Origin of the sequence: Tsukamurella strandjordii (assembly GCF_039525985.1) — a bacterium.
GTDB lineage: Bacteria > Actinomycetota > Actinomycetes > Mycobacteriales > Mycobacteriaceae > Tsukamurella > Tsukamurella strandjordii.
On sequence record NZ_BAAAII010000004.1, the window covers coordinates 151,002 to 168,374 of the forward strand.

A 17,373-nucleotide genomic window follows, 5' to 3' on the forward strand; every position below is an offset into this window, starting at 1 on the left:
CGGCGGAGCCCGAAGCGAAGGAGCAGCAGTCATGACCGGTGCGGTGGCGGGCGCCGTCCTCGTCCTCAACTCCGGCTCCTCGTCGCTGAAGTATCAACTGCTGCACCCCGAGACCGGCGAGGTGGTGCACGGCGGCATCGTCGAGCGGATCGGCGAGACCGAGGTCCCCGACCACAAGGCCGCCCTCCGGCTGGTCTTCGACGAGTTCGCCGAGCGCGGCCTCGATCTGACCGCCGGTGCGGGCACGCCCGAGGGGCTCGCCGCCGTGGGACACCGGGTGGTGCACGGCGGCCGCACCTTCCACTCGCCCACGATCATCGACGATCTGGTGCTCGCGGAGATCCGCCGCCTCAGTTCGCTGGCGCCGCTGCACAACCCGGCCAACGCCGAGGGCATCGAGGTGGCGCGCGAGTTGCTGCCGAAGGTGAAGCAGGTGGCCGTCTTCGACACCGCCTTCTTCTTCGACCTGCCCGCCGCGGCCGCCACCTACGCCATCGACCGCGAGCTGGCGCAGGAGCACGCCCTGCGCCGCTACGGCTTCCACGGAACCTCGCATCAGTACGTCTCGCAGCAGGTCGCGAAGTTCCTGGGCCGGCCGGACGCCGAGGTCGACCAGATCGTGCTGCACCTGGGCAACGGCGCCTCCGCCTCGGCGGTGCGCGGCGGCCGGGCCGTGGACACCTCGATGGGCCTCACCCCGCTGGAGGGCCTGGTGATGGGTACCCGGTCGGGCGATATCGATCCCGGTCTGGTGCTGCACCTGGGCCGCAGCCTGGGCATGGACATCGACCAGATCGACGACCTGCTCAACCGCCGTTCCGGTCTCAAGGGACTGGCGGGGGAGAACGACTTCCGCGCACTGGGAACGCTCATCGAATCGGGTGACCAGGACGTGAAACTCGCTTACGACGTGTACATCCACCGGCTCCGCCGCTACATCGGCGCCTACCTGGTGGACCTCGGCGGAGTGGATGCCATCACCTTCACCGCGGGGGTCGGTGAGAACGCCGCGGGTGTGCGCGCCGACGCCCTCGCCGGGCTGGAGCGGTTCGGCATCGTCGTCGATCCCGAGCGGAACGCGGTGCGGTCGGGCGAGCCCCGCCGGATCTCGCCCGACGATGCCCCCGTGGCCGTGCTGGTGGTGCCCACCAACGAGGAGCTGGCGATAGCCCGCGACGCGGCGGCCCTCTGATGCCCCTGGGGCACTCGGCCCCGGGGGACGCCGGAACGGACGACGGGGGAGGGGATTACGGCTCCCCGCTGCTGGGAACCGTCGGCGAGAGCGCGCAGTCGCGACGCCTGCGCACCGTGATCCTGCTGTCCGTCTCGATCGCCGTGTGCACACTGCTCGGCGCCGGATTCGCGGCGATGTTGATCCTGGTGGGGATCCCCGAGCCGTCGGTGCGGCAACCCGAACTCAGCGACATCAACACCGTGATCCTCCCGGCGTACATCACCGTCGGACTGGTCTTCGGCATCCTCTACGGCACCTGGCACGTGTACACCACCCTGCGCTGGGTGGGCAGCGGCGCGCCCCCCACTGAGGAGCAGGCGAAGGAGACCCTCGCCCTGCCGCGGCGCATCTACGTCTTCGAGCTGGTGAACTGGCTGGTGGCCGCGATCCTGTTCGGGTGGCTCTACGGCCTCTACGACCCGCACCTCGTGCCGAAGGTCTCGCTGGTGATCCTCGGGGCCGGACTGGTGACCGCGGGCATCACGATGCTGCTGGTCGAGTTCAGCCTGCGGCCCGTGACCGCGATCGTGCTGCAGACCTACCAGCCCGAGCCGCGTAATCAGAGCCTGCAGGCCCGTTCGCTGGCCCTGTGGGTGCTGGGCTCCGGCCTGCCCATGGCCGGTGTGGTGCTGGTGGGTGCCTTCGCCTTCATCGAGCCCACCACCGTGAGCGGCATCGCGATCAGCGTGTGCGCCCTCGCCGCCGGCGGACTGGTGTCCGGCGCCGTGCTCAACCAGCTGGGCGTCGCGCGGATCTCCGCGCCGGTGCGCAGCGTGACCGCGGCGATGCGGCGGGTGAGCGAGGGCCGGTACGACACCGAGGTGGTGGTCTACGACGGCACCTCCCTGGGCAATCTCCAGTCGGGCTTCAACCAGATGGCGGCGGGCCTGCGCGAGCGCGAGCGCGTCCGTGACCTGTACGCCCGGCAGGTGGGCGAGCAGGTGGCCCGGGCCACCATCGAATCCGAACCCGAGCTCGGCGGCGTCGAACAGCGCGTCGCGGTCATCTTCATCGACATCGTCGGATCGACCGAGCTCGCCGCGCAGCGCCCGGCCGGCGAGGTGGTGCAGATCCTCAACCGGTTCTGCGGCGTGGTGGTGGCGGAGGTGAACAGTCGTGGCGGCCTGGTCAACAAGTTCGAGGGCGACGCGGTGCTCGCCATCTTCGGCGCCCCGGCCCCGCTCAGCGATCCCGCCGGCGCCGCGCTGGCGGCGGCCCGCGCGATGATGACCCGGCTGCGCCGCGAGGTGCCCGAAGTGCGCGCCGGGTGCGGAGTGACCTACGGCGTGGTGGTCGCGGGCTACGTGGGCGCCGCGGATCGGTTCGAGTACACCGTGATCGGCGATCCGGTCAACGAGGCATCACGCCTGTCGACCGCGGCGAAGGCGGATCCCCTGGTGCCCTGGGCGTCGGCCCCGGCGGTGGCCGCTGCCGATGCGAGCGAATGCCGGCACTGGAGCCCCGGGCCCGTCGAGGTGCTGCGCGGACGCACTCAGCCCACGCGCATGTACCTCGCGGTGGGCTGACGCGGCCTCAGGAGAACGTCGGCAGCTTCGGCGGCAAGGTCTTGAGCACCCAGTCGAGGGTCACCGGGTTGGGCATCGACATGGCATTGCCGAGGGTGCGATCGATCCGCGTCACCCGGTTGTCCCGGCTCACCGCGAGCGCCCGGAAGGCCGTCTCCTCGCTCTGCTTGGTGCCGTAATCGAGGTACACCAGGGCGTCCAGGTCGAGCAGCTGCAGATTCTCCGCCGAGACATCGGCGTAGAACTTGCCGGCCGGGACCAGGCCCGAAATCGCTGTAGGCAGGGTGAATCCGAGCATCGTGAGCACCTGTCCGCGGCCGTCGGTGCCGGCGTAGGCGTAGAAGCCGCCGTCGGACTTCGGCAGGATCGTGGCCGCCGACTTCCCCTGGTACTGCGGGTGATCGGCCTTCGTCCGGGCGATCGTGTCGTTGGTCTTGGTGATCAGCGCGTCGCCCTGTCCGGCGAGGCCTACTCCGGCCGCGATGGTGCGGACCTGCGTCTCCCACGGCACGCCCCAGGCCGCGAATTCGGCGGGGCGGCGGATCACGGGCGCGATCGACCGGAGCCGCTCGAAGGTGGCGTCGTCGAAGCCCGAGTTCACCGCGACGATCAGATCGGGCTTGGACGCCGCGATGGTCTCGATGGCCTTCCCGTCGACCCCGTTGCCGGTGCCGAGCACCATCGCGGGCTGCTGGCCCTGCAGAAGCGGCTTCGACCATTCGCCCACCGGCTCGGTCGCGTCCTGGGCCCACGGCGCCACGAGCACCGGCACCACGCCCAGCGCCAACAGGGTGTCCACGTCACCGAGGCCGAGCGAGGCGATGCGCTTCGCGGACCCCGGCGGAGTGCTCGACGGCGCGGAATCGCTCGACGAACCGCACGCCGCGAGCGTGGCGGCGAGTAGTGTGACGAGGACGACGGCGGCGGTCCTGACCAGGCCCCGCGGCGACGAATTCATGGGTGGGTCCCTCCGTAGAATGAAGGGCAGCCTACCATTAGCGGGGTGACCGTAGATCTCTCGACGACGCGCGAATCCCCGTCGTCCTCCGCGCGGCCCAGCGCGGGCTCGGCCCGGCGGCGCAAACGTCTCGCCGGGCTGATGCTCCTGGCGGTCCTGCTCGCCGCCACCGTGGTGGCCTCGCTCGCCATAGGCTCGCGCGATCTGGCACCGTCCGCGGTCTGGGACGGCCTGTTCTACCGCTACACCACCGGCCCGAACCCCGGCGATCCGCAGCTCAACGAGGCCGCGATCATCGTGCAGACGCTCCGGGTGCCGCGCACCATCCTGGCCCTGCTGGCCGGGGCCGCGCTCGCCCTTGCGGGGGCGCTGCTGCAGGGCCACACCCGCAACCCCATCGCCGACCCCGGCATCCTGGGCATCACCCAGGGCGCCGCGTTCGCCGTGGTGTGCGCGATCTTCCTGGGCGGCCTCACCCAGCCGCTGCAGTACGTGTGGTTCGCCTTCCTCGGCGCCGCCGTCGCCGCGATCGTGGTCTTCGGCCTCTCCAGCCTGGGCGGCGGCGTCGCCTCGCCGCTCACCCTGGTGCTCGCCGGCACTGGCGTTGGCCTCTTCCTCAGCTCGATGACCTCGGCCATCGCGCTCAGCGACAACGCCTCCCTCGATGCGCTGCGGTTCTGGAACGCGGGCGCGGTGGTGGGCCGCGGCTTCGACGTGATCGGCGCGGTCACGCCCTTCCTCGTGATCGGTGCGTTGCTCGCACTGGCGAACGGGCCCGCCGTGAACCTGCTCAACCTCGGCGACGATGTGGCCAAGGGGCTCGGCCTCAACGTGAACCTCGCGCGCACCGTCGGCATCGTGGCCGTGACGCTGCTCGCCGGCGCCGCGACCGCCGCCTGCGGCAGCATCGCCTTCCTCGGGCTCATGGTGCCGCACATCACCCGCTATTTCACCGGTCCCGATTACCGCTGGCTGCTGCCCTATTCGGCCCTGCTCGGTGCATGGCTGTTACTCGCGGCCGACATCGTGGGCCGCGTCGTGGCCCGTCCCGGCGAGCTGGAGGTGGGCATCGTGGTGGCGATGGTCGGCGCGCCCTTCTTCGTGGCACTCGTCTGGTGGCGGAAGGCGGTCACGGTATGACCGACACGCAGGACACGGTCCAGGACGCGAAAGCCGACCTTCCTCCGATCCGTCCCGGAATGCGATTCGGATCCGTGGTCTCGATGGTCTGGCGGCCCTGGCCGGTGTTCGTCACCGCGGTGCTCGTCGCGGTGGCCTTCGTGGCCTTCTGCCTCAGCATCCGGATGGGCGAATTCCCGCTCAGCCTGGGCGATGTGCTCCAGGCGCTGATCGGCCGCGGTGACGCGATGACCGACTTCATCGTCATGGACCTGCGGCTGCCGCGCGCGCTGGTCGGCGTCACGGTGGGTGCGGCGCTCGGAATGTCCGGCGCGATCGTGCAGTCGATCGCCCGTAACCCGCTGGCCAGCCCCGACATCCTCGGCATCACCGCCGGTGCCGGCGTGGCAGCGGTGTTCCTGGTGACCTCCACCAGCACGCTGGCCGCCACCCTCAACACCGATGTGGGCCTGCCGCTGTTCGCGCTGGGCGGCGGGCTCGTCACCGGCGCGCTGGTGTACCTGCTGGCCGTTCGCGGCGGGGTCGACGGTATGCGGCTGATCCTGGTGGGCATCGCCATCACCGCGCTGATGCGGGCGCTCATCGACTGGATGCTGGTGCGCGCCGACATCCGCGACGTGGCCCGAGCCCAGGCCTGGCTCGTCGGATCACTCGACGGCCGCGACTGGAGCGATGTGTGGGCCGCCCTCGGGCTCGGCGTGCCCGCCGCGATCATCGCGATGGGTGCCGCCTTCCCGCTGCGCGCCGTGCAACTCGGCGACGACGTGGCCCGCGGCCTGGGCGTGCGGCTGGGCCGCAACCGCGCCACGCTGCTCATCGCCTCGGTGCTGCTGGCCTCCGCCGGCGTCGCCGCGGCCGGACCGATCGCCTTCGTCGCCTTCGTCGCCCCGCAGCTGGCGATGCGCCTGACCCGGCTGGCAACCCCGCCGCTCATCCCCGCGGCGGCCATGGGCGCCGCTCTGCTGCTGTGCGCGGACCTGGTGGCCCGCACCGTGTTCCCGGTCCCGATGCCGGTGGGCATCGTGACGGCCGCCGCCGGTGGCCCGTTCCTCGTGTACCTCCTCGTCCGTCAGAACATCAAGGGAGCCAAGAAATGAGCGCGATCGACACTCGGCAGGCGGCCCCCTCCCGGCTGGGGGCGCGCGCTGTCTCCTCGGGCTACGGACAGGTGACGGTGCTCGACGACCTCAGCCTGGACATCCCCACCGGTCTGGTGACCACGATCATCGGCCCGAACGGCTGCGGCAAGTCGACGCTGCTGCGCACGCTGGCCCGGCTGATCAAGCCGTCGAGCGGCCAGGTGGTACTCGACGGCACCGACATCGCCACGATGAAGACCAAGCAGGTGGCCACCACCATGGGGCTGCTCCCGCAGAGCCCCACCGCCCCCGAGGGACTCACCGTGGCCGACCTCGTGGCGCGCGGCCGGCACCCGCACCAGAGCTGGCTGCGGCAGTGGTCCTCCGACGACGCCGACGTGGTGGACGCGGCGCTCTCACAGACCGGTGTGCGCGACCTCGCCGACCGCCCCGTCGACTCGCTCTCCGGCGGTCAGCGGCAGCGCGTGTGGATCTCGATGACGCTGGCGCAGGGCACCGAGCTGCTGCTGCTCGACGAGCCCACCACCTTCCTCGATCTCTCGCACGCCCTGGACGTGCTGGACCTGGTCGACGAGCTCAGCGGCCAGGGCCGCACCGTGGTGATGGTGCTGCACGACCTGAACCTGGCCATCCGGTACAGCGATCACCTGGTCGCCATGCGGGACGGCGCCATCGTGGCGCAGGGCGCACCGCAGGACATCATCAGCGAGGAGATGCTCGCCGACGTCTTCGGCCTGCAGTCGAAGGTGATCGACGATCCCGTGGCGCCCGGCCGCCCGCTGATCGTGCCGATCGGCGTGCGCCGCATCGGCGAATAGCCCTTCCGCGATCCGGGATCAGAACAGGGTGCGCGGCCGGATCGCGTTGGCGAGATCGACCAGTGCGTGCCGTTGTCGCTTCCGCTCGGCCAGTGCGGCGAGATCGCGCAGCGCCTTCTCGGTGGCCTTGCGCAGCCCGCGCTCGGTGAGGGCGTGATCGAGCAGGGTGGCGGTCCCGTCGAGGCGGCCGTGCTGATTGCGGTGCTGCACCCAGCCGAGCGCGACGCCCAGCACCAGGGCGCGCAGCTGCAGCCTGCGCCACTCCGACTTCGGGAGCGTGCGCACCCGCCGCGCCGCCTCGTGCAGCTGGCCCTCGGTGACCTCGGCGAGGTCGCGCCCGTGCACCAGCGCGACCACCGAGGAGCAGAGCGCGTTGTGGTAGTGGCGGCTGGTGGACGGCACCTGGTCCAGGATCTCGACCGTGCCCACGATATCGCCGGCGGCGCGGCGCATCCGGGCCGCACCGAAGGCGGCGGAGATGATGCCGCGATCGGTGCGCCACACCCCCTCGTAGCGCTCCCGCGCCCGGTCGCGCCACCCGTCCGGATCGGATTCGCCGGAGAGATAACAGAATTCGGCGGCCACGGCGGCGGCCAGTTTCGGTGCCGCCTCACCCGGTGCCTGATCGGTGACCGCCTCGAAGTGGTCGTAGGCGGTGGCGTACTCGCCCTGCATGAGCGCCGTCTCGGCGCGGTACCAGGTGACCTGCCAGCGGTGCGGCTCCCGCGCGGCCAGCGAATCGAGCAGCGTGGTGGCGGCATCCACCTCGCCCAGTTCCAGGTGCGCCCGGGCCTCCGCCAGATCGATCTCCACGGTGCCCGCCATCGTCTCCCGCAGCTCGGCGAGGGAGTCGAGCACCTGCGTGGGATCGCTGCGCATCGTGAGCGCCAGCACGCCGGCCGCCGGATCGGACGGATTGGCGATCGGGATCGGCAGCGCCGCCAGCACTTCCGGCGCCCGCAGCATATCGTCGTGGACATCGGGATCCGGATCGACGGCGCGCAGCATCAATTCGACACCGAAGGTGGAGCGCTGCGGCGTGAAGACCATCGACAGGCCGGGCCGAGGCTCACCGGACTTGGTGGACAGGCACTCCCGCAGCACGCCCAGGAGTTGATCGTTGAGCTCCGCGGCCGAGGAGAACCGCTCCTCCGGCTGTTCCGCGGTGGCCTTCACCAGCAGCCGGTACAGGGAGTTGAACCGGGCCAGGGTCGCATCGTCGGTGGGGGAGGGCAGGCCGTCCACGTACCGGCCCTTGTCCATCGCGATCTTCGCCACCAGCACGGCGAGCGTGCGGCCCACGGTGTACACGTCGGAGGCCACCGTCGGGCCGGTCTTCGCGATCTCGGGTGCCTGGAAACCCGGTGTGCCGTAGATGTATCCGTAGCCGCCCAGCGGGGCCACCGCACCCAGGTCGATCAGCTTCACGTCCTCTTCGCTGATCATGATGTTGTCGGGCTTGAGATCGTTGTAGGCCAGGCCCAGGCTGTGCAGGTATCCGAGCGCGGGCAGCACCTCCAGGATGTAGGCGATGGCCTGTTCGACCTCCACCTTGGATTCGGCCTCGGCGAGGATCTCCTTGACGGTCTTGCCGGGCACGTACTCCATCACGATGTACCCGATCCGAGTGCCGTCCGGATCGGGGTGCTCGACGAAGTTGTAGATCTTCACGATCGACGGATGCGTCATCTCGGCGAGGAACCGGCGCTCCGAGACCGCCACCGCCTGTGCCTGTGCGTCACCGGAATTGAGCAGGCCCTTGAGCACCACCGGGCGGTCGACCACGTTGAGGTCGGTGGCGAGGTAGATCCAGCCCATCCCGCCGTGCGCGATCGCGCCCTGGATCTCGTACTGGTCGGCCACGATGTCGCCGGCCTTGAGCGCGGGCTCGAAGGAGAAGCGCGCCCCGCAGTGCGGGCAGGTGCCGATCAGGGGGCCCGGCTCACCGTCGTGCGCGCGGCCGACCGGTTTGCGGCAGTTCCAGCAGTACCGCTTGCCCTCGGCGATGATCGGATTGGTGGTGATGGCCTCGGACGGGTCCACCTCGGTGATCCGGGGGATCTCCACGAGTCCGCCGCCCACCCGGCGCCGACCGGGCATCCGCGTGGTGACGGCGCGCGGCATCGGATTGTGCTGGAATCGCGGCGTCGCGGAGGTCTCCACCGCCTGATCGGGCGGAGGTACGGCGGTGACCTGGGTGCCCACGGGCGGCGGCTCGGTGTCGAAGATCGCATCCATCGGCACACCGACGGTGCCGCTGTGCTCCTCCGGCTGCTCGTCGTCGAAGACGACGACCTGCGCCTGCGTGTGCTCCTCGTCGGGCATGTCCATCACCTCCTACCCGGTGTACTGCGCCGCGGGTGCCGACCACACCTGCCCGAGGGTAGGCGTGAACCACTGGTTGTACAGCCGCATCCACGTTCCGTCGAAGGCCATGCGCAGTAGTACGCCGTTGATAAAACGCACGAGGTCGGTGCGATTCTTCCCGACCCCCACCGCGTAGTACTCCAGGCCCATCGACGGCCCCGTCACGGTGAGGTTCGGGTCCTGGTCCTCGAGCCCGGCCAGGATCGCATCGTCGGTGGAGACCGCGTCCACCTGCTGCTGCTGGAGCATCACCAGGCAGTCCGACCAGGAATCGGCCGCGATCACCGTGGCACTGGGTACCAGTCGGCGCACCCGGTCCAGCGAGGTGGTGCCGCGCACCTCGCACACCCGGCGGCCGGACAGGTCGCCGACGGTGTTGATGGGCGCGCCGCGCGGCGCGAGGATGCGCTGCTGCGCGATGAAGTAGGTGGCGGAGAAGGCCACCTGCTTGGCCCGGTCGCAGGTGGCGCTCATCGTCTTGACCACCACGTCCACGGTGCCGTCGATCAGTGCCTGCTGCCGCTCGGCCGTCGAGAGGATGCGGAAGTGCACCCGGTTCGGATCGCCGAAGATCGCCGCCGCGATCTGGTGCGCGATATCGGCGTCGAATCCCTTGATCTCACCGGTGATCGGATCGCGGAAGGACAGCAGGTTCGAGCCGATGTCGATGCCCACCACCAGCCGCCCGCGGTCGAAGATATCGGCCATCGTGGTGCCCGGCACCATCTGTCCGGCCGGCGGGAGCGACGACGGTGACGGCGTGCCCGGGCACATCGCCACCTCGGCCGGCAGGGGAGTGTCCGGCGGAACCACCGTGCCGGACCCCGGCATCGGCTGGGGGAATGAGGTCACCGCATCGCCGGGGGCCTCCGGCGCCGAGACCACGCACGCCGAGGTGGCGAGCGTGACGCTCAGCGCGAGGGCGATCCCACCCAGAACCCGGCGCATCATCGGTACTCCCTGACTCGCGGGTAGAAACCGGCCGCGACACCGGCGGCCGCGACGATGCACAGGACGAAGGCGCCGGGACCGGAGTAGGCGATCGCGTACCGCGCGGTGTTGACGTTGTCGCGGTACAGGGTCCGGGCGCGGGCGATCGCGTTGGTGAGGTGATCGTCGAGCGCGCGGTAGGCCACGGCCGCGGAATCGGGATCGGTGCCGATCGCGACGCGGGTGGCGCCGAGGTAATCGCCCGTGGCCTCGCGGGCCGCGATCACCTGGTGCGCCGTGACCCAGCGCCGGGCGTCGCCCCGCGCACCGTCGACCGCGGCGCGGATCTCCGGGTCCTCGGTGTCCATCTGTTCCAGCGTCGCCTGCGCCTGGCCGAGGGTCTGCGCGAAGGCCTCCGGCGGTGTGCCGCGTCCGGCGCCGCGCTGCACGAGCGCCATCGTCTCCATCGACCGCGCCTGCTGCGTGAGCGTGCGGGCCTGCGTCAACGAGTCCACCGCCGCGGTGCCGCGTTGTTCGGCGCGGAGGGAGAAGGTGGTCGAGGTGAGGCTGGCGATCAGCACCCACAGCAGGGCCACGGTGAGGGCGGTGGCCGCGACCAGCAGGCCCCGGTTCATGGTGCGTTGCGTGCGCCGGGCCAGGTACTGGTGAGTGAGCAGCACCGACGCGAGCGTGATGCCGAGGACCCCGTAGATCGCCCACGGCGGGGACGCGAACTTCGAGTGCGTGTCCCGGAGGTTGTCGGCCTCCTCGCGGTAGAACGACTCCGCGGCGGGCAACAGGGTCTCCTGCATGAGCGTCGACGCGGTCGCCAGGTACGCGGCGGCCACCGAGTTGTCGAGCCGGTTGTTGGTGCGCGCCGTTTCGACCAGACCGGTGTACACCGACAGGTTCATCGCGATGGTGTCGAGGTTCTCGTGCGCCTTCGTGTCCTCGGGCGGCAGGCTCGTGGCCGAGGTGACGAGCGCCTTGCCGGCGGTGGCCAGCGCCAGCCGGTAGCTGGACTGGATCTCGTCGGCAGGGAGACCGCCGGCCACGAAGGCCGCGTTCGCGGATTCGTTCGCCGTGGACAGGGAACTGTAGAGCACCTGGGCGGCATGGGCGCGGGGCTCGTAGTCGGACAGGTTCTGCTGCAGGACATCGGTACGGGAGAGCTGGCCGGCGGAGGTGAACCATCCGGTGAACAGGCACATCGTCACGAGCACGATGGCCATCGAGACCAGTTTTCCGGGGCTGGAGGTGAAGAACTCGCGGAGTTCGGCGAAGACCGATGACTCGGGGAAGGACCGGAGGCGGAGCGAGGTCAGCTGTCGATTCTTCGACGCCGTGGCCGTCACCGTTCGCACCTCTCTCGTGTCGCCGCCGGCAACGGATGGTTCCGCTGTTCCGGCTCGTTCGACCCTATCGCGCGAAGCGGCCGATCGGTCGCTCATGACGCGGCATTTTCCCCGCCCGTGCCGCCACCGTGTCCGCTACGGTGGACGCATGTTGGGTGACGGGAACGGCTGGGTCCGCGACCCGGACGGTTCCCGGTACTGGGGCCGGTTCGGCGCCGCGGGCCTACTGGCCTTGTCGCCGGACGAGTCGAAGGTGTTACTCCAGCACCGCGCGTGGTGGAGTCACCAGGGCGGAACCTGGGCGCTGCCCGGGGGTGCCCGCGATTCCCACGAGTCCGCGGCCGATGCCGCGTTGCGAGAAGCCTTCGAGGAGACCGGTCTTCCGCCCACCTCGCTCGAGGTGCTCTCCGAGGTGGTCACCGCCCGCTCGGAAGTCGGGTGGACCTACACCACAGTGCTGGCCCGGCTGGTCGAGCCCCGCGACCTGATCCCGAACGAGGAGTCCACGGCGCTGGAGTGGGTGCACCTGGGCGCAGTGCCCGACCGGCGCCTGCACCCCGCCTTCGCGCAGAGCTGGCCCGAACTTCAGGTTCAGCTGCAGTCTCTCAACGAGAGCTGAGCGCCGAGCGGAGCGCGCGGGCCGCCCCCTCCGGGTCGTCGGCGGCGGTGATCGCACGGACTACCACGATCGCGTCGGCGCCCGCGTCGGTCACCTCGGGCACCCGGTCCAGATCGATACCACCGATGGCGAACCACTTCCGGTCCGGCGCACTGGCGGCAGTGCCGCGCACCAGCTCCAGTCCCGGTGCGGTGCGTCCGGGCTTGGTCGGCGTAGGCCAGCACGGGCCGGTGCAGAAGTAGTCGACGCCCGGTTCCGCCGCCGCGGCAGCCGCCTGCGCCGCGTCGTGCGTGGACCGGCCGATCACCACCTCGTCGCCCACGATCCGGCGCGCGACCGCGACCGGGAGATCGTCCTGGCCGAGGTGCAGGACGTCGGCGCCGGCCGCGAGCGCGACATCGGCCCGATCGTTCACCGCCACCAGGGCGCCGTGCGCGTGCGCGATCTCGCGCAGCTCGGCCACCAGCTCGATCTCCTGCTTCGCCTCCAGCGGACCGAACTCGCGCTCGCCGGCCGACCCCTTATCGCGCAGCTGCACGATGTCGACGCCGCCGCGGAGCGCGGCCGCGACGAACTCCGCCAGGTCACCGCGCTCGCGGCGGGCGTCGGTGCACAGGTACAGGCGGGCCGAAACGAGGCGTTCGCGCGGGGAGACCATGCGCCCAGGGTAGACGCCGGGGGTAGGCTGGTCGCCGAACACACGGGAGCTCCGGGCATCGCACGATGAACGAGGAGCTGAGAGTGGGGCACGAGCCGTCCCTGACCGTCAGACCTGATCCGGGTAATGCCGGCGAAGGAAGGATCTTGCAGGTGAAAAGCAGTGTCTCCGTTGTGGGTGCGGGCATCGTCGGGCTCACGGTGGCCTGGTCGTTGGCGCGCGCCGGGGCACGCGTCGCCGTCTACGATCCCGCGCCCGGGTCCGGTGCCTCGTGGGTGGCGGGCGGCATGCTCGCGCCCTACTCCGAGGCCTGGCCCGGCGAGGAGGGGCTGCTCGCCCTCGGTGCGCAATCGCTCGCCCTCTGGGAGGGGTTCGCCACCGCGCTGCAGCCCTACGCCGACGGTCCGCTGATCACCGCCCGCGGCACCGTGTGGCTCGCCGTCGACGACGGTGATGCGGAAGAGCTCGCCACCGTGACCACCGCCGTGGGGGACGAGCGGCTGTTCGCAGCGCTCCGTCCCTCCGCGGCGCTGCGGACGATTCCCGGTGCCGCGCCGCGGATCCGGGCGGCCGCACAGGCACCGTCGGAGCTCGCGGTCGATAATCGGCTCGTGCACCGGGCGCTGCTCGCGGCCTGTGCCGCCACCGGTGTGGAGCTGCGCGCCGAGGCCGTCCGCGCACCGTCGGACCTCCCCGGTGACGCCGTGATCGTCTGCGCCGGAGCGGCTTCCGTCGATCTCCTCCCGGGCTGCGCGGTGCGCCCGGTGAAGGGTGAGGTGGTGCGGCTCCGGCGCGCACCGTCGTGCCTGCCGCCCCCGGAGGTGACGGTCCGGGCCCGGGTGCACGGCCGACCGGTGTACGTGGTGCCCCGCGCCGACGGCGTGGTGGTGGGTGCCACCCAGTACGAGAACGACCGCGATCTGGCGCCCCGCGTGGGCCCCGTGGTCGAACTGCTCGTCGACGCCTTCACCGTGCTGCCCTTCCTCCGCGAGTACGAGCTGGTGGAGGTCACCGCGGGGCTGCGGCCCACCCGCCCCGACAACCTGCCGCTGCTCGGCCGGGTGGACGGCCGGGTGTTCGCCGCCACCGGGCACGGTAGGAACGGAATTCTGCTCGCACCGGTCACGGGCGCGCGGGCGGTGGATATGGTGCTCGATCAGGAGGTGCACGCATGGAATTGACGGTGAACGGTGACGACCGGGAGGTGCCCGAGGGCACCTCGGCGGTGGCGCTGTTGGAGCTGCTCGGCCTGCCGGACAAGGGCGTCGCCATCGCGGTGAACGGCGCCGTGCACCCGCGGTCGGGCTGGGACGAGGCCTTGCCGGCGTACGCCGACGTGGAGGTGCTCACGGCGGTCCAGGGTGGCTGAGCCGGACGCTCTGGTGATCGCGGGCCGCGAGTTCGGTTCGCGGCTGATCACCGGGACCGGCGGCAGCGCGAACCTGGAGCATCTGCGGGCCGCGCTGGTGGCGTCGGGGACGGAGCTGACCACGGTCTCGCTGCGCCGGACGAGCCTGGCCGAGGGCGGCGGCGTGCTCGACCTGATCCGGGACCTGGGCATCACCCCCCTGCCGAACACGGCGGGGTGCCTCGGCGCGGCCGAGGCGGTGCTCACCGCGCGGCTGGCCCGAGAGGCCCTGGGGACGAACTGGATCAAACTCGAGGTGATCGGCGACGACGAGACGCTGCTCCCCGACGGGGTCGCGCTCGTGGAGGCGGCCGAAGAGCTGGTGGCCGACGGATTCGTGGTGCTGCCGTACACGAACGACGATCCGATCCTGGCGCGCCGACTGGCCGATGTGGGCTGTGCCGCGGTGATGCCCGCCGGGTCACCGATCGGTACCGGTCTCGGAATCCTCAACCCGCACAACATCGAAATGATCGTGGCGCAGAGCGATGTGCCCGTGATCCTGGACGCGGGGATCGGCACCGCCAGCGATGCCGCGCTCGCGATGGAACTCGGCTGCGACGCCGTGCTCCTGGCCTCCGCGGTGACCCGAGCCTCCGATCCCGAGGCGATGGCCTCCGCGATGCGGCTGGCCGTGGAGGCGGGGCGGCTGGCGCGTGCCGCCGGGCGCATCCCGCAACGCCGTTGGGCCCAGGCGTCGTCACCGATCGACGGACGCCTGGGCACCTAGCGGTTCCGGGTCACACCGGGGCGAGGTCGTCGTCCGCGGTGGGAGCCGTGGCGCCGTCGGTCGCGGGGGTCTCGACGATGTCGTGGTCCTTGGTCTCCACCATGAGGTAGCAGCAGAGCACGCTCACAGCGGACAGCCCGGCCAGCATGTAGCCCACCCACAGCTGGTTGCCATCGGCCACCCACTTCGCGGCTATCAGCGGCGGAATCGCGCCGCCCAGGATGCCCGCCAGGTTGTAGCCCAGGCCGGCCCCGGTGTAGCGGTACCGCTCGTGGAACATCTCGGGCAGCGCGGCGCCCGCCGGGCCGTAGGCGATGCCGAAGATGATCAGCGTGCCGATCAGGCCGACGGCGTACATCGGCAGGCTCTTGGTGTCCAGGATCGGGAACAGCACCAACGACCACACCACGGCCAGCCCGCAGGAGGTCATGATCACCTTGCGGCGGCCGATCTTGTCGGAGTAGACCGCCGACGCGGCGATCGCGAGCCCGAAGCAGACCGCGCCGGCCATGCCCATCGCCAGCACCGTGGTGCGCGGGAAGCCCAGGTTCTTGGTGGCGTAGTTGGTGAGGAAGGCGGTGCCCATGTAGAACAGCGAGAACAGTGAGGCCAGCGCACCGGCGGCGATCAGGATCTCCTTCCACTGGAAGCGGATCGCATCCAGGAAGGGCAGCTTGGTGCGGTTGATCTCGCTCATCGCCCGCTTGCGGACCTCGGTGAAGACGGGGGTCTCCTCCACGGTGAGCCGCACCCACAGGCCCACCAGCACCAGCAGCGCCGACAGCAGGAAGGGCACGCGCCAGCCGATGGTCATGAAGGCGCTGTCGGCGTTCTTGGTATCGCCCGCGGTCAGCGTGAACAGCAGGAACGTGCCGCTGGAGAGGAAGAACGCGAACGACGGCCCCAGCTGCGGGAACATCGCGTACAGGCCGCGCTTGCCCTTCGGTGCGTACTCGGCGGTGAGCAGCGTGGCACCGGCCCACTCGCCGCCTACGGCGAAACCCTGGAAGAAGCGCATCACCACGAGCAGCACCGGCGCGAGTGTGCCGATGCCGTTCGGGAACAGCCCGAAGACGCCGGTCTCGCTGCCGGGCAGCAGGCCGATCATCACCGTCGCGGCGCCCATGATGAGCAGCGTCCACACCAGGGTGCGCTTGCGGCCGATCCGATCGCCGAAGTGCCCGAACAGGATCGCACCCACGGGACGGGCGAAGAAGGCCACGGCGAAGGTGGCGAACGAGGCCAGTGTGGCCACGCCGGGGCTCATGTTCGAGAAGAAGATCGTGGGGAACACCAGCGCTGCCGCGGTGCCGTAGATGAAGAAGTCGTAGAACTCGATCGTGGTGCCGATCGAGCTGGCCATCGCCACCCGGCGCAGCTTGGGCTTCGGGACGGTCGGGAGTTCGGGTGCGCTCAACTTCGCTCCTGGGGTCGAAAGGACGTGCCAGAAACCTAGTGATGCCCGTCACAGTCGCGGTACCCCCGAAAGGGGGTAGCCCTGTGGATCAGGGGAGAAGTCCCAGGCTGCGGGCCCGGGTGACCGATTCGAAGCGGGTGCGCGTGCCCAGTTTCTGGCCCGCGCTCCGTAGGTAGGCCTTCACCGTCTCGGCGCCGATGGACAGCCGCTGCGCGACCTCCGCGTTGGTGCATCCCAGGGCCACCTGGGCGAGCACGTCCACTTCGCGCGCCGTGAGTGGGCGCTGCGGCGGCGCCTCGCTCGGGCTGCGGCCGAGTCCGGAGATGCGGCCGCACGCCGATTCCAACCGGGCGCGCACCGCACCGTCGGCGATCTCCCCGGCGATGGTGCGCAGTTCCGAGAAGACCTCGCGCAGCAGCTCGCGATCGATGCCGCCGAGGGCGCTGCGCTCGGCGGCCGCCGCCTCGGCGAACCGCACCCGGCGCTCCACCTCCTCGCGGATCCGCAACTCCTGCGCCAATTCCCGGACGGTGCGCGAGACCGCGCCGAGCACGGTGTCGCCGAGCGTGGACTCGCGCCGGTCGGCGGCGTAGAAGACCGCGCGCACGGTGTCGTTCACCGTGAGTGGCATCGCGACCATCGAGCGCAGGCCCTCCGCCGCGACCTGCGCGTGGTAGTGCTGGGTGATCCCGGCGGTGCTGTAGTCGGCGACCGCCGTGGGCCGCCCGGTGCGCAGCACGTGCCCGCCGAGGCCGGCGCCGCGCGCCACCGGCAGGCCGTCGAGCGCCGCCGTCCGCAGGCCGACGCCGCCGCTGAGCACCACGCGGTCGGTATCGACCAGGCCCACGAAGGACACAGGAAGTTCGGTACGGGTGCGAATGGTGCGCAGGGCCGCCCGCGCCGCGTCGAGGTCGACGACCGGCGCGAGGCCGGTGGGACGGGCGGGCATGACGGTTCTCCGGGGCTACGACATCAGGTGAATCATCATGACATGTCCGACTGTCCCCAGTGACCTGAATCACGTGTCGACGATCCACCTCCTCGGCGTCCGTTTCGCCGATCGAGGCAGCAGCGCGTCCCACCCGGAGGCGGTCCGCGGTTGCTAGCGTGAAT

16 protein-coding genes are annotated in these 17,373 nt (G+C 70.9%); 9 read left to right on the top strand and 7 right to left on the bottom strand.

Annotation, left to right across the window (positions count from 1 at the left end):
- The first annotated feature begins 31 nt into the window (after positions 1-31).
- Both ABD108_RS06670 and ABD108_RS06675 read left to right on the top strand, forming a co-directional pair.
- Complete coding sequence (locus ABD108_RS06670) at positions 32-1,192, top strand: acetate kinase (RefSeq protein ID WP_343929845.1); 1,161 nt, start codon at positions 32-34, stop codon at positions 1,190-1,192.
- On the top strand, positions 1,192-2,760 hold the full coding sequence (locus ABD108_RS06675) for an adenylate/guanylate cyclase domain-containing protein (protein ID WP_305111283.1): 1,569 nt from the start codon (positions 1,192-1,194) through the stop codon (positions 2,758-2,760). Before ABD108_RS06670 ends, ABD108_RS06675 begins: the two co-directional genes overlap by 1 nt.
- A 7-nt stretch (positions 2,761-2,767) precedes the next feature.
- On the opposite strand, the gene ABD108_RS06680 is transcribed toward ABD108_RS06675, so the two are convergent.
- Positions 2,768-3,718, bottom strand: coding sequence for an ABC transporter substrate-binding protein (locus ABD108_RS06680; protein WP_343929846.1), 951 nt, complete (start codon positions 3,716-3,718; stop codon positions 2,768-2,770).
- Positions 3,719-3,763: 45 nt separating this feature from the next.
- Between ABD108_RS06680 and ABD108_RS06685 the strand changes: the two genes are divergently transcribed.
- From ABD108_RS06685 to ABD108_RS06695, 3 genes are read left to right on the top strand one after another with little or no spacing between them, the layout of a single operon-like run.
- Positions 3,764-4,858, top strand: a complete 1,095-nt coding sequence (locus ABD108_RS06685) for a FecCD family ABC transporter permease (protein WP_343929847.1) — start codon at positions 3,764-3,766, stop codon at positions 4,856-4,858.
- A complete protein-coding gene (locus ABD108_RS06690) occupies positions 4,855-5,955 on the top strand; it encodes a FecCD family ABC transporter permease (protein WP_343929848.1) in 1,101 nt (366 codons plus the stop codon). The genes ABD108_RS06685 and ABD108_RS06690 overlap by 4 nt, the downstream gene beginning before the upstream one ends.
- On the top strand, positions 5,952-6,776 hold the full coding sequence (locus ABD108_RS06695; RefSeq protein ID WP_343929849.1) for an ABC transporter ATP-binding protein: 825 nt from the start codon (positions 5,952-5,954) through the stop codon (positions 6,774-6,776). The genes ABD108_RS06690 and ABD108_RS06695 overlap by 4 nt, the downstream gene beginning before the upstream one ends.
- Positions 6,777-6,794: 18 nt before the next feature.
- Here ABD108_RS06695 and ABD108_RS06700 read toward each other — a convergent pair whose 3' ends face one another.
- From ABD108_RS06700 to ABD108_RS06710, 3 genes are read right to left on the bottom strand one after another with little or no spacing between them, the layout of a single operon-like run.
- Positions 6,795-9,101 (bottom strand): serine/threonine-protein kinase, encoded by a 2,307-nt coding sequence (locus ABD108_RS06700; RefSeq protein ID WP_220657650.1) that lies wholly within the window; start codon positions 9,099-9,101, stop codon positions 6,795-6,797.
- A gap of 12 nt (positions 9,102-9,113) precedes the next feature.
- Positions 9,114-10,094 (bottom strand): glutamate ABC transporter substrate-binding protein, encoded by a 981-nt coding sequence (locus ABD108_RS06705; protein WP_343929850.1) that lies wholly within the window; start codon positions 10,092-10,094, stop codon positions 9,114-9,116.
- Positions 10,091-11,428 carry a hypothetical protein gene (locus ABD108_RS06710; protein ID WP_220657652.1) on the bottom strand — a complete coding sequence of 446 codons (1,338 nt, stop codon included), beginning with the start codon at positions 11,426-11,428 and terminating at the stop codon, positions 10,091-10,093. The genes ABD108_RS06705 and ABD108_RS06710 overlap by 4 nt, the downstream gene beginning before the upstream one ends.
- Before the next feature lie 148 nt (positions 11,429-11,576).
- On the opposite strand from ABD108_RS06710, the gene ABD108_RS06715 reads away from it, so the two are divergent.
- Entirely contained in the window at positions 11,577-12,047 is a 471-nt protein-coding gene (locus ABD108_RS06715; protein ID WP_220657653.1) for an NUDIX hydrolase, read from the top strand.
- Here the strand turns inward: ABD108_RS06715 and thiE are convergent.
- Positions 12,034-12,705, bottom strand: a complete 672-nt coding sequence (thiE, locus tag ABD108_RS06720; protein ID WP_343929851.1) for a thiamine phosphate synthase — start codon at positions 12,703-12,705, stop codon at positions 12,034-12,036. The genes ABD108_RS06715 and thiE overlap by 14 nt on opposite strands.
- Before the next feature lie 152 nt (positions 12,706-12,857).
- Here thiE and thiO point away from each other — a divergent pair, with 152 nt between their 5' ends.
- Genes thiO through thiG form a run of 3 tightly spaced genes read left to right on the top strand, consistent with a single transcriptional unit; the run spans position 12,858 to position 14,843 of the window.
- Positions 12,858-13,886, top strand: coding sequence for a glycine oxidase ThiO (gene thiO / locus ABD108_RS06725; RefSeq protein WP_343929852.1), 1,029 nt, complete (start codon positions 12,858-12,860; stop codon positions 13,884-13,886).
- A complete protein-coding gene (gene thiS, locus ABD108_RS06730) occupies positions 13,877-14,074 on the top strand; it encodes a sulfur carrier protein ThiS (RefSeq protein ID WP_220657656.1) in 198 nt (65 codons plus the stop codon). Before thiO ends, thiS begins: the two co-directional genes overlap by 10 nt.
- The gene (gene thiG, locus ABD108_RS06735) at positions 14,067-14,843 is read left to right on the top strand and encodes a thiazole synthase (RefSeq protein ID WP_343929853.1); all 777 of its coding nucleotides are present in this window, start codon (positions 14,067-14,069) and stop codon (positions 14,841-14,843) included. The genes thiS and thiG overlap by 8 nt, the downstream gene beginning before the upstream one ends.
- Before the next feature lie 10 nt (positions 14,844-14,853).
- Here thiG and ABD108_RS06740 read toward each other — a convergent pair whose 3' ends face one another.
- Positions 14,854-16,206, bottom strand: coding sequence for an MFS transporter (locus ABD108_RS06740; protein WP_343930083.1), 1,353 nt, complete (start codon positions 16,204-16,206; stop codon positions 14,854-14,856).
- A 142-nt stretch (positions 16,207-16,348) separates the two neighbouring features.
- Complete coding sequence (locus ABD108_RS06745; protein WP_305111275.1) at positions 16,349-17,209, bottom strand: LuxR C-terminal-related transcriptional regulator; 861 nt, start codon at positions 17,207-17,209, stop codon at positions 16,349-16,351.
- Positions 17,210-17,373 lie beyond the last annotated feature (164 nt).